Below are 13,956 nucleotides of genomic sequence, written 5' to 3'. Positions count from 1 at the left end.
GCCTCGCACGGTGACCGCTCGCGCGGTGGCGGGACCGAGGTCCGCGTCGAGGCACTGGTCGCCGGGATCGACGGCCGGCGGGAGGCGTCGTACTAGCCGGCGGAGCCCCGGCGCTCGGAGCCCCGGCCGCCGGTGCCGGACGAGCCGCGCGTGTTCCCGCCGGCTGCCGGGCGGCGGCCGGAACCGCGGGCCGGCGTACCGGAGGCGGACCCTGAGCCCGAGCCGGTCGCGGTCCGGCGGTCGGAACCGCGGCCACCGGCCGCGGAGGAACCGCGCCCGCCCGTACCGGCGGCGCCGCCCTTGGCCGCGCCTGCTCCCGCCCGGCGGCCGGCGCCACCGCGCCCGCCCGACCCCGACGCGGAGGCACCACCGGCCGCACCGGCCGAGGCACGGCCGCCCGCACTGGCGGCACCGCCGCGACCCGACCCGCTCCCGCCGCCGTTCCGGCGTCGGCGGCTGGGCCGCCTGCCGGGTTCCGCGGCGGTCTTGCGGTCGGCGCCGGATGCCGGCGTCGCGGGCTGGGGGATCTCGATGGTGACGGCCACGCCGGACGGCTCGCGGGCGCCCGTGAGGGTGGCCAGCTCCGCGTCGCTCGACTTGATGCTCGCCGTCCGGGGGCGGATGCCCGCGTCCGACATGAGCCGGGTGACATCCCGCTTCTGGTCGGGCAGGACGAGCGTGACCACGCTGCCGGAACCGCCGGCGCGAGCCGTGCGGCCGCCCCGGTGGACGTAGTCCTTGTGGTCGGTCGGAGGATCGACGTTCACCACGAGGTCGAGGTCGTCGACGTGTATGCCCCGGGCCGCGACGTTCGTCGCCACCAACGCGGTGACCTGGCCGTTCTTGAACTGCTCCAGGGTGCGGTTGCGCTGCGGCTGGGAGCGGCCGCCGTGCAGTGCCGCCGCGCGGACACCGACGGCGAGGAGGCGCTTGGCCAGCCGGTCGGCGGACCTCTTGGTGTCGAGGAAGAGGATGACCCGGCCGTCACGGGCCGCGATGCGCGTGGTGACCGCCTTCTTGTCGCTCTCGTCCTGGACGTGGAGCACGTGGTGCTCCATGGTCGTCACCGCGCCCGCCGACGGGTCCACGGAGTGCACCACCGGGTCGGTCAGGAACCGCTGCACCAGGCGGTCGATGTTGCGGTCCAGGGTGGCCGAGAAGAGCATGCGCTGCCCGTCGGGCCGTACCTGCTGGATCAGCTTGGTGATCTGCGGCAGGAAGCCCATGTCGGTCATCTGGTCGGCCTCGTCCAGCACGGTGATGCGTACGCCGTCGAGTACGCAGTCCCCGCGCTCCACGAGGTCGTTGAGCCGGCCGGGGGTCGCCACGAGCACCTCGGCGCCGCGCCGCAGCGCACCGGCCTGCTTCGTGATGGACAGCCCGCCGACCACGGTGGCGAGCCGGACGTCGACCGCCGCCGCGTAGGGGGTCAGCGCGTCCGTGACCTGCTGGGCGAGTTCACGGGTGGGCACCAGCACGAGCGCGAGGGGCGCCTTGGGCTGCGCGCGCAGTCCGGCCGTACGCCCGAGGAGCGCCAGCCCGAACGCGAGCGTCTTGCCGGAGCCGGTGCGCCCACGCCCCAAGAGGTCACGTCCCGCGAGGGAGTTGGGGAGCGTGGCGGCCTGGATGGGGAAGGGCGCGGTCACGCCCTGCGCGGTGAGGGTCTTCAGCAGCTCCGCGGGCATGTCCAGAGCGGCGAAGTCCTCGACGGCGGGAAGAGCGGGTGTCGTACTCTCCGGCAGCCGGAACTCCCTCGGCGCGGACGGCGACGAGGGCGACGACGGACGGGACGAGGCGCGCCGGTTGTTCGGCTTCTGGGGTCTGCGGGACATGCGGTGGAGTCTGCCTTCCTCGAAACAGCACAAACCGGGGTCCGCACCATGTCGGTGCCGACCCCGGTGAGCAGATACGCGCCCGGCGATCAGGCGGGGACGATGTTCTCCGCCTGCGGGCCCTTCTGGCCCTGCGTGACGTCGAACGAGACCCGCTGACCCTCCTGGAGCTCACGGAAGCCCTGGGTCGCGATGTTCGAGTAGTGGGCGAAGACGTCGGGGCCGCCGCCGTCCTGCTGGATGAAGCCGAAACCCTTTTCGGCGTTGAACCACTTCACGGTTCCCTGTGCCATGACTTTCTCCTTCTGTAGGCAGAGGCCCCATCCGGAGATGCCGGGAAAACAAATAATGCGCCTGTGAGAGAGAAACATTCCCGTCAGGCGCACATAGGTTCATGGGTACCACAACTGCAACACCAAAACGGTAGCACAGTCCGGCGGACCCCGTCCGGAGCAGTGGGGCACGACCGAAGGTGACGATGGCGTTGCGGTCGGGCACGGCCGGTGACCGAACGGGTTTCCCTCCGGCAGCGGCCCTACGTACTGTAGGGGGTCGGCTCGCCATTCAACCATCGACGGGGGACCCATGCAGGAAGCACGCGCTACGGGGCGGCCCGGTGCTTCGCCCGGGGAGAACGCGCAGGGCGGGCTCGGGCCGACCGTCGCCCTGCTCGTCGTCAGTCTCACCGCCGCCGCCGTCGGGGTCTATCTGCTGTGCGGCTTCGGGCTGCACAGCCTCAACCCGCGGCCGCGGCTGTTCCGGGCCGGTTTCGCCACGGCCGGGGTGATCGTGGCCACGGTGGCGGCCGGTGCGGCGGTGGGCAACCTGGCGTGGCTGCTGACGGCGTCCCGCAGACGCGCGGCCGCGGGCGGCGGACCGCGCCGCGCTCCCGCCGAGGCCCGGCGCGCACGGGCCTCGCTTCCCACCGACTAGGGACCGGCCGCACCCCGATCACCACCGCGCGGGCCCCGGTCCCGCACCGCCCCGCGCCTTCGTTCCCTTTCCTTACCTTTTCCGTACGCACAACGGACAAGGAGCCGACCCGGCCCCGTTACCCTACAGACCGTAGGGTCGGCGCCATCGCCATGGACGTACGGCCGCTCGTCCGTCCGGCTGTCCCCCTGGGTCCCCTGGCCCCCGCCGGTTCCGTCCCCGCCGGTTTGCCCGGCCCGCTCCGAGGTGACGTGTCACCCATGCCCGCACAGCAGCCGCAGTCTCCCGTCGTTCCCGCCCAGCGTGCCGCCGACGCCTCCACACGTCCCTCGCCGGGCCTCCGGCCACGGGAGCGGGCCGCCGCCGCCACCGTCTGGTACCTGCGGCTGCTCGCGGTGCTCAACATCGTCGCGGTGCTCTCGCTGCCGTTCCGCGAGGAGGTCCACGAGCACAACGGCGGTGAGTTCTTCACTCCGTACCTGGCCACCGCCGGCCTGGTCTCCGCGGCCCTCGCGCTGTTCCTCGCCGTGGTGATGCGGCGCCGCAAACGGGCCGCCTGGGCGTTCAACATGCTTCTCGCCGGGCCCCTGTTCGCCCTCTACGTCCTCGCGCTGACCCAGGACCGGTTCAACGACCACGTCTTCAACTGGGTCTCCGCCGCGCTCACCGGCCTCTTCGTGACCGCGCTGCTGATCGGCCGGCGCGAGTTCCACGCCGTCGGCGACCGCTCCAACCCGAGACTCGCCCTCGCCGTCGGCGCCTGCGGCCTCCTCGTCAGCGCGGGCCTCGGCACCTTGCTGGTGGACGCCACCAACAAGGCACACGGCGGCGCCTCCCTGGCCCAGCGGATCGTCTACGTCCTGCTGCGCGGCGTCAGCGTCGGCCCGCTCGCCGAGCGCGTCCCGGCCGTGCACGTGCCCCACTGGGTCGACATCACCATCAACGTCTCGATGGCGGCGACGTTCCTGCTCGTCCTGTACGCCTGCTTCCGCTCCCCGCGCGGCCGCGCCCTGCTCGGCGAGGAGGACGAGAAGCGGCTGCGCGAACTGCTCGACAGGCACGGCGAACGGGACTCCCTCGGCTACTTCGCGCTCCGCCGCGACAAGGCCGCGATCTTCTCCCCCACCGGCAAGGCCGCCGTCGCCTACCGCGTCGTCGGCGGGGTCAGCCTGGCCTCCGGCGACCCCATCGGCGACCCGGAGGCATGGCCCGGCGCCATCGACGCCTGGCTGGCCGAGGCACGCCGGCACGCCTGGACGCCCGCCGTGATGGGCGCGAGCGAGGAGGCCGGCACGATCTACGCCCGGCACGGCCTGGACGCCCTCGAACTCGGCGACGAGGCCGTCGTCGACGTCGCCGACTTCAGTCTGGAGGGCCGCGCCATGCGCGTCGTGCGGCAGGCCCACAACCGGGTCCGCCGGGCCGGCTACACCGTGTGCGTCCGCCGGCACGAGGACATCCCCGACGAGGAGATGTCCCTGCTCGTCGAACGCGCCGACCGCTGGCGCGACGGCGCCACCGAGCGCGGCTTCTCCATGGCGCTGGGACGGCTGGGCGATCCGGCCGACGGCCGCTGCGTGATGCTGGAGTGCCGGGACGCCAACGGGGTGCCGCGGGCGCTGCTGAGCTTCGTCCCGTGGGGCGAGCACGGGCTTTCGCTGGACCTGATGCGCCGCGACCGCGACGGCGAGAACGGCCTGATGGAGTTCATGGTGGTCGAACTGCTGCTGCGCGCCGGGGAGTTCGGGGTGCGGCGAGTGTCGCTGAACTTCGCCATGTTCCGCTCGGTCTTCGAACGCGGGGCGCGGCTCGGCGCCGGGCCGGTGCTGCGGCTGTGGCGCTCGGTGCTCACCTTCTTCTCCCGCTGGTGGCAGATCGAGTCGCTGTACCGCGCCAACGCCAAGTACCGGCCGGTCTGGGAGCCCCGCTTCCTGCTGTTCGCCAAGAGCAGCGACATCCCGCGCATCGGCCTCGCCAGCGCCCGCGCCGAGGGCTTCCTCACCCCGCCCGCCCTGCCGTCCCTCACCCGCCGCAGGGAGTCCCGGCCCGCCGGGGAGTACGCCGACACGCCTTCCTGACAGACACACGGCCGACACGACTTCCTGGGCGGCACGCCTTCCGGAGGTCGGATCCCGTCGGCTGTCCCCGTCCCCCGCGGGTGTCCCGTCTCAGGCCCCGCGGCCCCCGTCCCGGCCCGGGCCATGGGACCCGTTCGCCGTCCCGCCCCTGTCCTGGTGGCCCCGTTCCGCTCCCGCCGTGAACCCGATCACCGATCCGCCGCCCTCACGGCGGAAGGCGAACGGCGCGCCACCATGAGCCAGAGCCACCTCGCGGACGATGGACAGACCGAGGCCGGAACCGGGCAGGGAACGGGCGTCGGCGGCGCGGTAGAAACGGTCGAAGACACGTATCAGATCGCCCGCGGCGATACCGGGCCCGCGGTCGAGGACCTCGACGCGGACCAGGCCCGTGGGGGTCCCCCCTGCTCGAGCGAAGCCGAGAGCTTGGGGGAGGGCGGGCCCGGCGACGGCGATCTCGATGGGCGCCTTGCCCTCGCTGTCGAACTTGGTGGCGTTCTCCACGAGGTTGGACATGGCCCGCTGGAGCATGCCCGGCCGGCCCTGGATCGTGGTGTCGCCGCTGGAGCGGACCACGATGTCGCGTCCGCTGCGCCGACGCGCCAGTCCCGCGACGTCCCAGGCGATGTCGGCGACGTCGACCCGCTGCACGGGCTCGGTGTCGGACTGACCGGCCGCGAGGTCGACCAGTTCGTTGACCAGGTCGGTCAGCTCGCGGGCCTCCTGGGTCAGGTCGGCGACCAGTTCCTCGCGGGTGGCGGGCGGCAGTTCGTCGATGCGGCGCAGCAGGGAGATGTTGGTGCGCAGGGAGGTCAGCGGGGTCCGCAGCTCGTGGCCCGCGTCCTGGACCAGGCGGCGCTGGTCCTCCTCGGACTGGGCGAGCCGGCCCAGCATGCGGTCGAAGGAGCGGCCGAGACGGCCCACCTCGTCGTAGCCGGTGACGGGCACCTCGACGCCGAGCCGCCGGGTGCGGGCGACGCCCTCGGCGGCTGAGGTGAGGATCACCAGCCGGCGTGTGATGCGGCGGGCCAGCCACCAGCCGCACAGACCGGCCGCGACCACCACGGCGACCATCAGGATCAGCGTGCGCTGCTGGAGCGCGTGCAGCAGGTCCTCCGTGTCGCTGAACTCCTGGGCGACCTGCACGGCGCCGTGGCCGCTGCCGAGGGCGACCGTCGCGACCCGGTACACCTCGCCCCCGACGCGCACGTCCTTGTACTCGACGGCCCTGCCGGCCTTGGCGGCGGCGGCGACGGACTTGTCCCCGGCGGTCACGGGCAGCGGCGGAGTGCCGTGGTCGACGATCTCGCCGTGGGCGCCGAGCACCTGGACGTTGGTGCGGTTGGGCCGGACCAGTTCGTGCCCGGGACGGGAGGAGGTGAAGTCCGCGGGCATCAGCTGGTAGCGCCGCACCTCGTCCCGTACGTCCTGCACGACCTGCGTGAACACCGACTGCTGGTCCACCCGCACCAGCCGGGCGGCGGAGTTGTACGACAGGATGCCGACAAGGACGGTGACAGCCGCGGTCACCGCGGCGAACGACACCGCGAACGTGGTCCGCAGCGACGACAGCCGGGGCCGCGGTCTGTCCAGCAGCCGCGCGAGACGGCCCACTCAGTCCTCCCGGAGCACGTAGCCCACGCCTCGGACGGTGTGGATGAGCTGCGGCGCGTTCGGCTCGTCGAGCTTGCGGCGCAGGTAGCCGACGTAGACGGCGAGGTTCTTGGAGCCGGGGCCGAAGTCGTAGCCCCAGATGCGGTCGTAGATGGTGGAGTGGTCCAGCACGATCCCGGCGTTGCGGACGAGCAGTTCGAGGAGTTCGAACTCGGTGCGGGTCAGCTCCAGCTCACGCGTGCCCCGCCACACCCGGCGGGCCTGGAGGTCCATGCGGATCCCGGCCGCCTCGATCTGCCGCTCGGGCACCTGCGGCTCCTTCGCCGGTACGTCCCCCGCGCCACCCGCGCCCACCGCGACCGGGCTGGTGCGGCGCAGCAGGGCGCGCAGCCGGGCGAAGACCTCCTCGACGTCGAACGGCTTGACGACGTAGTCGTCGGCGCCGGCGTCCAGGCCGGCGATCCGGTCGGCGGTCTCCACCAGGGCGGTGAGCATGAGGATCGGAGTGCGGTCGCCCTCGGCGCGCAGCACCCGGCAGACCTGGAGTCCGTCGATGCCCGGCATCATCACGTCGAGGAGGAGGACGTCCGGCGGACTCTTGTGGGCGTGGGCGAGTGCCTCGACGCCGTCGGCGACCGCCGTCACGTCGTAGCCCTCCAGCGTCAGGGCACGCTCCAGGGCGTGACGGATGGCACGGTCGTCTTCGGCGAGGAGCACAGTCTGAGGCACCCGTCCAGTCTGCCAAGGACGCGGGCCCGCGACCGAGACGAATGGGCCTACGATCACCCTTTTTACCCGCCTCTCACCGACTCGGAGGCAAGGCGACGGGCCGCCTACCGTCCTCTCACCCGTCGTCCCCGTCGTCCCCGTCGTCCCCGTCGTCGGCGGGCCGGTCCGGCCGCGGCCCGCGCGAGCAGCGGATACGTGTCACCTCCGCAGCGCGGCCAGCTGCTCCTCGAACGGCACGACCGTGAAAACGCCGGCCTGCGCGGGCGCGGCCTGCGGGGGCGCGGCCTGCTCCGGCGCGGCGATCTGCTTCGGCACGGCGATCTCCTCCGGCCGCCGTACCGCCGACAGCCCCGTCATCAGCGCCGCCAGCTCCTTCGCCGCCCGCCCGATCCGCTCGGGCAGGCCCTCGGCGCCCCAGTCCTCCGAGGCGGCGTAGACGCCGGTGGGGACGACGACGGCCTTCAGGTACGCGAAGAGCGGGCGCAGCGCGTGGTCGAGGACCAGGGAGTGCCGGGCGGTACCGCCGGTCGCGGCGATCAGCACCGGCTTGCCGGCCGGCGCGTTCGGGTCCCGTACCCCGAGCACGTCGAAGAAGGACTTGAACAGTCCGCTGTAGGAGGCGGAGAACACCGGCGTGACGACGATCAGCCCGTCCGCCTCCGCGACCGCGTCCAGCGCGTCCGCCAGGGCCGGGCCGGGGAAGCCGCCCGTGAAGTTGTGCGCGATCTCCACGGCCAGGTCCCGCAGTTCGATCACGCGCGTGTCCACCGCGGCGTGCTCGGCGGTCGCGGCCGCCAGCCGGTCGGCCAGCAGCCGGGTGGAGGACGGGACGCTCAGTCCCGCCGAGACGACGACGAGGTTCATGCGGTGCTCGTTCACGCGGTGGTCACCTCTTCCTCGTTCCCGGAGCGGTCGGCGGCCGACAGGGAGCCGTGGTTCGGCGCGTCCGGCACGTCCGCCGGGCGGCCCTTGGCGAACTCCTCGCGCAGCACCGGAACGACCTCCTCGCCGAGCATGTCGATCTGCTCCAGCACGGTCTTCAGGGGCAGGCCCGCGTGGTCCATCAGGAACAGTTGGCGCTGGTAGTCGCCGGCGTACTCGCGGAAGGACAGGGTCTTCTCGATGACCTGCTGCGGGGAGCCGACGGTCAGCGGGGTCTGGGAGGTGAAGTCCTCCAGGGAGGGCCCGTGGCCGTAGACCGGGGCGTTGTCGAAGTAGGGGCGGAACTCGCGCACCGCGTCCTGGGAGTTCCTCCGCATGAACACCTGGCCGCCGAGCCCGACGATCGCCTGCTCGGGCGTGCCGTGCCCGTAGTGCGCGTACCGGGACCGGTACAGCTCGACCATCCGCTTGGTGTGGTCGGCCGGCCAGAAGATGTTGTTGTGGAAGAAGCCGTCGCCGTAGTACGCCGCCTGCTCGGCGATCTCCGGGGAGCGGATGGAGCCGTGCCAGACGAAGGGCGGTACGCCGTCCAGCGGGCGGGGCGTGGAGGTGAAGCCCTGCAGCGGCGTGCGGAACTTTCCTTCCCAGTCGACGACGTCCTCGCGCCACAGGCGGTGCAGCAGGGCGTAGTTCTCGATGGCGAGGTTGACGCCCTGGCGGATGTCCTGTCCGAACCAGGGGTAGACCGGTCCGGTGTTGCCGCGGCCCATCATCAGGTCCACCCGGCCGTCGGCCAGGTGCTGGAGCATCGCGAAGTCCTCGGCGATCTTCACCGGGTCGTTGGTGGTGATCAGGGTGGTGGAGGTGGACAGGATCAGCCGCTCCGTCCGGGCGGCTATGTAGCCGAGCATGGTGGTCGGGGACGACGGCACGAACGGCGGGTTGTGGTGCTCACCGGTCGCGAAGACGTCCAGGCCGGCCTCCTCGGCCTTCAGCGCGATGGCGACCATGGCCTTGATCCGCTCGCGCTCGGTCGGCGTACGCCCCGTGGTGGGGTCCGGCGTGACGTCACCGACGCTGAAGATCCCGAACTGCATGGCCACTCACCCTCCATTTGTTGACGGTTCAACTATACCCGCCCAACGGTCCCCGCCCCGGAAGTATTCCGCCGGGCCCGGCCCCCTCCCCGCGGAGGGGGCGGAGTGCTCCGTGCGAGGCTGCCCCCATGCTGATCCTTCGCTCCGCCGCCCTCTTCGTCGTCGCCGCGCTGTTCGAGATCGGCGGCGCCTGGCTGGTCTGGCAGGGCGTGCGCGAGCACCGCGGCTGGATGTGGGCCGCGGGCGGCGTCCTCGCGCTGGGCGCGTACGGCTTCGTCGCCACCTTCCAGCCCGACGCCCACTTCGGCCGCGTCCTCGCCGCCTACGGCGGGATCTTCGTCGCCGGCTCGATCCTGTGGGGCATGGCAGCCGACGGCTACCGGCCCGACCGCTGGGACGTGACCGGCGTGCTGATCTGCCTGGCGGGCATGGCCGTGATCATGTGGGCGCCACGGAACGGCGGCTGACGTTCACCTAGGCTGGGGGCGAACGCATCACACTCCGCCCCGAGGAGCAGCCATGGCCACCGCCGCCCCGTCCGCCGCCTCCCGCATCGCCGTCGTGACCGGTGCGAGCAGCGGCATCGGCGCCGCCACGGCCCGGCAGCTCGCGGCCGCCGGGTACCGGGTCGTCCTGACCGCCCGCCGCAAGGACCGCATCGAGGCGCTGGCCGAGGAGATCAACGCGGCGGGCCACTCCGCCACCGCCTACCAGCTCGACGTCACCGACCGCGCCGCGGTGGACGAGTTCGCCACGGCCTTCAAGGCCGTCGGCGTCCTGGTCAACAACGCGGGCGGGGCACTGGGCGCCGACCCCGTCGCCACCGGCGACCCGGCCGACTGGCGCACGATGTACGAGACGAACGTCCTCGGCACCCTCAACCTCATCCAGGCCCTGCTGCCCAAGCTGGAGGCCAGCGGCGACGGCACGGTGGTCGTGGTCTCCTCCACCGCGGGCCACGGCACCTACGAGGGTGGCGGTGGCTACGTCGCCGCCAAGCACGGCGCCCATGTCCTCGCCGAGACCCTCCGCCTGGAGATCGTCGGCAGGCCGGTCCGGGTCATCGAGGTCGCCCCCGGCATGGTCAGGACGGAGGAGTTCGCCCTCACCCGCTTCGGCGGCGACCGGGAGAAGGCCGACAAGGTCTACGCCGGTGTGGCCGACCCCCTGACGGCCGACGACGTGGCCGACACCATCACCTGGGCGGTCACCCGCCCCAGCCACGTCAACATCGACCTCCTGGTCGTCCGCCCCCGAGCCCAGGCGTCGAACACCAAGGTCCACCGGGAGCAGTGATGACCGACGACGGCGACCGGGACCCGGAACGCGCCCGCCTCGCCCTGGAGAAGAAGCGCGAACGCTACGTCTGGTACTACCTCGGCTACTTCCTCTTCGGCATCCACGTGGTCGCCTTCGTCATGATCTACGCGGTCCGGCACGCGAAGTAGCCGTACAGCCGCGCCTCAACCCTTGACGCAGACGACCTGCTTCAGCTTTGCGACGACCTCCACGAGGTCCCTCTGCTGGTCGATGACCTGCTCGATCGGCTTGTAGGCGCCCGGGATCTCGTCCACGACGCCGGAATCCTTGCGGCACTCCACTCCCTGCGTCTGCTCCTCCAGGTCCCTCGTGGAGAAGCGGCGCTTGGCGGCGTTGCGGCTCATGCGCCGGCCGGCGCCGTGCGACGCGGAGTTGAAGGACTTCTCGTTCCCGAGGCCCTTGACGATGTACGAGCCGGTGCCCATGGAGCCCGGGATGATGCCGTACTCCCCAGCCCTGGCACTGATCGCTCCCTTGCGCGTGACGAGGAGGTCCATGCCCTCGTAGCGCTCACGGTTCACGTAGTTGTGGTGGCAGCTCACCTCGGGTTCGAAGGTCACCTTCGCCTTCTTGAACTCCCTGCGGATCACGCCCTTCAGGAGCGCCATCATGATCGCGCGGTTGTACCTCGCGTACTCCTGGGCCCAGTACAGGTCGTGCTCGTACGCCGCCATCTGCGGTGTGTCCGCCACGAAGACAGCGAGGTCGCGATCGACCAGGCCCTGGTTGTACGAAAGCTTCTGGGCCACGCCGATGTGGTGCTCGGCCAGTTCCTTGCCGATGTTGCGGGAGCCGGAGTGCAGCATGAGCCACACCGACTGGGACTCATCGATACAGACTTCAACGAAGTGGTTGCCCCCGCCAAGCGTTCCCATCTGCTTCGCGGCGCGCTCCTGACGGAATCTGACGCTCTCCGCCACCCCGTCGAACCGCCCCCAGAACCCGTCCCAGCCCGCGGTCGGCAGGCCGTGGAAGTGGCCCGGGTCGACGGGGTCGTCGTGCATGCCGCGGCCCACCGGGATCGCCTGCTCGATCTTCGAGCGGAGGCGGGACAGGTCACCGGGGAGGTCGTTCGCCGTCAGTGACGTCTTCACCGCCGACATTCCGCAGCCGATGTCCACGCCCACCGCCGCCGGGCAGACCGCGCCCCGCATCGCGATGACCGAGCCGACCGTCGCGCCCTTGCCGTAGTGCACGTCCGGCATGACGGCGAGGCCCTTGATCCAGGGAAGGGTCGCGACGTTCCGGAGCTGCTGCATCGCCACGTTCTCGACCGTCGCCGGGTCGGTCCACATGCGGATCGGGACCTTCGCGCCCGGCATCTCCACATACGACATATCGGCCTCATCCCCCGGAAAACAGCATGGAAGTACGGAAACGCAATACCGGCGCCAAGGTCTACGAAACAGGGCAACGGACCGGCGTCCACGGCAGTGCGTGCGATACACATTGTCTCCGGAGTGCGCCCCCGCCCGGCAAGCGAATAACCAGCGGGGCCGTCGAGAACGAGAGGAGCCTGACCGTGCTGCGGAAGGCGTACGTACCCGGCGCTGCCGCGCTCGCGGCGCTGCTGCTGGGCGGCTGCACCGGTGGTTCGTCGAGTGACGGCGGGGCGGACAACGCCAACCCCGGCGGCTCCGAGGCGACGACCGCGGCGGCCCAGCCGGGCCGGTACCGGACGCTTCCGGAGGCCTGCCACGCGGTCGGTCACAACACCCTCGACTCGCTGCTGCCCGGCATCAAGCAGATCATGGACGTGGACCAGCGGGACAAGGCCTACGAGGGCCAGGCGACGCTCACCTACGACACCGACCGCAAGGTCGGATGCCGCTGGAAGGTGGACTCCTCGGACGCCACCGACCACCTCTACGTCGACTTCGAGCGCGTCGTCTCCTACGACAACACCGTCAGCGACGACGACCAGGCCCAGTCGGTGTTCGCCGCCAAGCGGGAAGCCGCGCACCTTCCCGAGCCGACCGCCGCCGAGAGCTCCGCCTCCACGAGCGAGTCCCAGTCCGGCTCCGACGCCGGCTCCGGCAGCACCCCGTCGTCCTCCTCGTCCTCCTCGTCCTCCTCGCCTTCCCCGTCGTCCTCGTCGTCCTCGTCGTCGTCCCCCGATTCCCCCTCCTCCTCCGCGTCCGCCTCCGGCGATGCCACCCCGCCCGATCTCCAGCCCCGGGTCCTGAGCGACCTCGGCGACGAGGCGTTCGTCGACGACGCGCTCGGCAACGCCGGTTCGACCGCCAGGCAGCGCACCGTGACTGTGGCGTTCCGCACGTCCAACGTCGTCGTGACCATCGTCTACGAGGAGCAGCCGGCGACCGCCGGAATCGTCCCGGACAGCAAGGAAATGCAGGACAACGCAAGGAAACTGGCGGCTCGGCTGGCCGATTCTCTGGGTGGTTGACGACTCTCGTGGGGCACCCGGTGCCGCCGCGCTCAGTGGGACAAGTGGGACCGTACGGCTTTCCTACCGCGTACGGTGGCCCCTCGGACCCGATCCGACCGCAGGAACCACGAGCGTCATGAGCGAAGGAACCATGCAGCGAGCAGCCCAGCGAGAAGACCGAGCCCCGCGTACCCCGCGAGGAGGGCGTCCGCACCGCGCCCTTGTCTGCGCGATGGCAGTCCCCGTGATGCTGCTCGCCGCGGCCTGCTCCTCCTCGAACTCCGGTTCCGGTGGGGATGCCGAGAAGACCACGGCGGGCGACGTGAACGGCTCCGCGAGCGCGAGCGCCAGCCCCTCGCCGACGGTGCAGGCCGCGGCGTACGGGAAGCTGCCCCAGCCGTGCAAGGTGCTGTCGGACAAGACCCTCGGTGAACTGGTCCCGAAGGGCTCGAAGGGCAAGGAGAGCGCGTCGAGCGACCTCTCCACGCGGGCCGGCTGCGCCTGGAACAGCCTGGACAACAACGGGGTGAAGGGCTCTCAGTTCCGCTGGCTGAACGTCTCGCTGCTGCGTTTCGAGTCCGACGTCACCCGCGGCTCGGGCGAGAAGCAGGCGCAGGAGTTCTATCAGCGGCAGGTGCAGGACACGCAGCACGCGGAGGACGCGCGGAACGTCAAGTCGGAGCCGGCGGGCGGGACGGGCGACGAGGCCACGCTGGTGCGCTACGACCTGAAGAAGAAGGAAGGCGACTTCAAGCAGCAGACGGTCGTGGCGCGGGTGGAGAACGTGGTCGTCACCCTCGACTACAACGGCGCGGGTCTGGCCGGTGACAGGACCCCGGACGCCGACGGCCTCGCGAAGGCCGCGGAGAAGGCCGCCAAGGAGGCGGTGACCGCGGTGGCGGCGGCGAACGGCGCGTCCGGCGGCACGGCACCGAGCACTTCGTCGTCCTCTTCCTCGCCCTCCTCTTCCCCCTCGGCGTCCGACTCCCCCGCGAAGTCGGCCTCGCCGTCCAAGTCCGCGTCCAACGGCTGACCCACGGACGTCCCACGGACGGCCCGTAGGGCAAGCAGCCGGACCGGTA

At 71.7% G+C, this 13,956-nt stretch carries 14 protein-coding genes; 7 read left to right on the top strand and 7 right to left on the bottom strand.

What is annotated here, in order from left to right:
• Nucleotides 1-92: 92 nt before the first annotated feature.
• Both OIE49_RS20415 and OIE49_RS20410 read right to left on the bottom strand, forming a co-directional pair.
• On the bottom strand, nt 93-1,832 hold the full coding sequence (locus tag OIE49_RS20415; RefSeq protein ID WP_326803556.1) for a DEAD/DEAH box helicase: 1,740 nt from the start codon (nt 1,830-1,832) through the stop codon (nt 93-95).
• 89 nt (nt 1,833-1,921) lie between these two features.
• Nucleotides 1,922-2,125, bottom strand: a complete 204-nt coding sequence (locus OIE49_RS20410) for a cold-shock protein (protein ID WP_023544341.1) — start codon at nt 2,123-2,125, stop codon at nt 1,922-1,924.
• A 292-nt stretch (nt 2,126-2,417) separates the two neighbouring features.
• Here OIE49_RS20410 and OIE49_RS20405 point away from each other — a divergent pair, with 292 nt between their 5' ends.
• Together OIE49_RS20405 and OIE49_RS20400 are read left to right on the top strand one after the other, a co-directional pair.
• Nucleotides 2,418-2,765 carry a hypothetical protein gene (locus OIE49_RS20405; protein ID WP_326803555.1) on the top strand — a complete coding sequence of 116 codons (348 nt, stop codon included), beginning with the start codon at nt 2,418-2,420 and terminating at the stop codon, nt 2,763-2,765.
• Nucleotides 2,766-3,025: 260 nt separating this feature from the next.
• Complete coding sequence (locus OIE49_RS20400) at nt 3,026-4,843, top strand: phosphatidylglycerol lysyltransferase domain-containing protein (protein WP_326803554.1); 1,818 nt, start codon at nt 3,026-3,028, stop codon at nt 4,841-4,843.
• Nucleotides 4,844-4,933: 90 nt separating this feature from the next.
• On the opposite strand, the gene OIE49_RS20395 is transcribed toward OIE49_RS20400, so the two are convergent.
• The 4 genes from OIE49_RS20395 to OIE49_RS20380 all read right to left on the bottom strand — a co-directional run bounded on the left by OIE49_RS20395 (nt 4,934) and on the right by OIE49_RS20380 (nt 9,165).
• Nucleotides 4,934-6,457 (bottom strand): HAMP domain-containing sensor histidine kinase, encoded by a 1,524-nt coding sequence (locus OIE49_RS20395; RefSeq protein WP_326803553.1) that lies wholly within the window; start codon nt 6,455-6,457, stop codon nt 4,934-4,936.
• On the bottom strand, nt 6,458-7,186 hold the full coding sequence (locus OIE49_RS20390) for a response regulator transcription factor (protein WP_100572391.1): 729 nt from the start codon (nt 7,184-7,186) through the stop codon (nt 6,458-6,460).
• Between the two features lie 198 nt (nt 7,187-7,384).
• Nucleotides 7,385-8,050, bottom strand: coding sequence for a CE1759 family FMN reductase (locus tag OIE49_RS20385; RefSeq protein WP_326806286.1), 666 nt, complete (start codon nt 8,048-8,050; stop codon nt 7,385-7,387).
• 11 nt (nt 8,051-8,061) lie between these two features.
• Nucleotides 8,062-9,165, bottom strand: coding sequence for an LLM class flavin-dependent oxidoreductase (locus OIE49_RS20380; protein WP_326803552.1), 1,104 nt, complete (start codon nt 9,163-9,165; stop codon nt 8,062-8,064).
• Between the two features lie 128 nt (nt 9,166-9,293).
• Here OIE49_RS20380 and OIE49_RS20375 point away from each other — a divergent pair, with 128 nt between their 5' ends.
• The 3 genes from OIE49_RS20375 to OIE49_RS20365 are packed head-to-tail and all read left to right on the top strand — an operon-like array spanning nt 9,294 to nt 10,613.
• Nucleotides 9,294-9,632, top strand: a complete 339-nt coding sequence (locus OIE49_RS20375; RefSeq protein WP_100572389.1) for a YnfA family protein — start codon at nt 9,294-9,296, stop codon at nt 9,630-9,632.
• A 52-nt stretch (nt 9,633-9,684) separates the two neighbouring features.
• The gene (locus OIE49_RS20370; RefSeq protein ID WP_326803551.1) at nt 9,685-10,461 is read left to right on the top strand and encodes an SDR family oxidoreductase; all 777 of its coding nucleotides are present in this window, start codon (nt 9,685-9,687) and stop codon (nt 10,459-10,461) included.
• Complete coding sequence (locus tag OIE49_RS20365) at nt 10,461-10,613, top strand: hypothetical protein (protein WP_326803549.1); 153 nt, start codon at nt 10,461-10,463, stop codon at nt 10,611-10,613. The genes OIE49_RS20370 and OIE49_RS20365 overlap by 1 nt, the downstream gene beginning before the upstream one ends.
• A 15-nt stretch (nt 10,614-10,628) precedes the next feature.
• On the opposite strand, the gene OIE49_RS20360 is transcribed toward OIE49_RS20365, so the two are convergent.
• Nucleotides 10,629-11,822: an RtcB family protein gene (locus tag OIE49_RS20360; protein ID WP_326803548.1), complete on the bottom strand. Its 1,194-nt coding sequence runs from the start codon at nt 11,820-11,822 to the stop codon at nt 10,629-10,631.
• A 185-nt stretch (nt 11,823-12,007) separates the two neighbouring features.
• Here OIE49_RS20360 and OIE49_RS20355 point away from each other — a divergent pair, with 185 nt between their 5' ends.
• On the top strand, nt 12,008-12,892 hold the full coding sequence (locus tag OIE49_RS20355; RefSeq protein WP_326803547.1) for a DUF3558 domain-containing protein: 885 nt from the start codon (nt 12,008-12,010) through the stop codon (nt 12,890-12,892).
• Nucleotides 12,893-13,010: 118 nt separating this feature from the next.
• Nucleotides 13,011-13,907 (top strand): DUF3558 family protein, encoded by an 897-nt coding sequence (locus OIE49_RS20350; RefSeq protein ID WP_326803546.1) that lies wholly within the window; start codon nt 13,011-13,013, stop codon nt 13,905-13,907.
• Nucleotides 13,908-13,956: the final 49 nt, after the last annotated feature.

The sequence above is a fragment of the Streptomyces sp. NBC_01788 genome, assembly GCF_035917575.1.
Classification (GTDB): Bacteria; Actinomycetota; Actinomycetes; order Streptomycetales; family Streptomycetaceae; genus Streptomyces.
Note: the sequence above shows the minus strand (reverse complement) of the source record. Positions and strands in the feature narration are given on the sequence as shown.

Excerpts from the sequence above, each read along its gene's own strand:
- OIE49_RS20415 (WP_326803556.1), bottom strand. The coding sequence starts at position 1,832 with ATGTCCCGCAGACCCCAGAAGCCGAACAACCGGCGCGCCTCGTCCCGT.
- OIE49_RS20410 (WP_023544341.1), bottom strand. The coding sequence starts at position 2,125 with ATGGCACAGGGAACCGTGAAGTGGTTCAACGCCGAAAAGGGTTTCGGC.
- OIE49_RS20405 (WP_326803555.1), top strand. The coding sequence starts at position 2,418 with ATGCAGGAAGCACGCGCTACGGGGCGGCCCGGTGCTTCGCCCGGGGAG.
- OIE49_RS20400 (WP_326803554.1), top strand. The coding sequence starts at position 3,026 with ATGCCCGCACAGCAGCCGCAGTCTCCCGTCGTTCCCGCCCAGCGTGCC.
- OIE49_RS20385 (WP_326806286.1), bottom strand. The coding sequence starts at position 8,050 with ATGAACCTCGTCGTCGTCTCGGCGGGACTGAGCGTCCCGTCCTCCACC.
- OIE49_RS20380 (WP_326803552.1), bottom strand. The coding sequence starts at position 9,165 with ATGCAGTTCGGGATCTTCAGCGTCGGTGACGTCACGCCGGACCCCACC.
- OIE49_RS20375 (WP_100572389.1), top strand. The coding sequence starts at position 9,294 with ATGCTGATCCTTCGCTCCGCCGCCCTCTTCGTCGTCGCCGCGCTGTTC.
- OIE49_RS20370 (WP_326803551.1), top strand. The coding sequence starts at position 9,685 with ATGGCCACCGCCGCCCCGTCCGCCGCCTCCCGCATCGCCGTCGTGACC.
- OIE49_RS20365 (WP_326803549.1), top strand. The coding sequence starts at position 10,461 with ATGACCGACGACGGCGACCGGGACCCGGAACGCGCCCGCCTCGCCCTG.
- OIE49_RS20360 (WP_326803548.1), bottom strand. The coding sequence starts at position 11,822 with ATGTCGTATGTGGAGATGCCGGGCGCGAAGGTCCCGATCCGCATGTGG.
- OIE49_RS20350 (WP_326803546.1), top strand. The coding sequence starts at position 13,011 with ATGAGCGAAGGAACCATGCAGCGAGCAGCCCAGCGAGAAGACCGAGCC.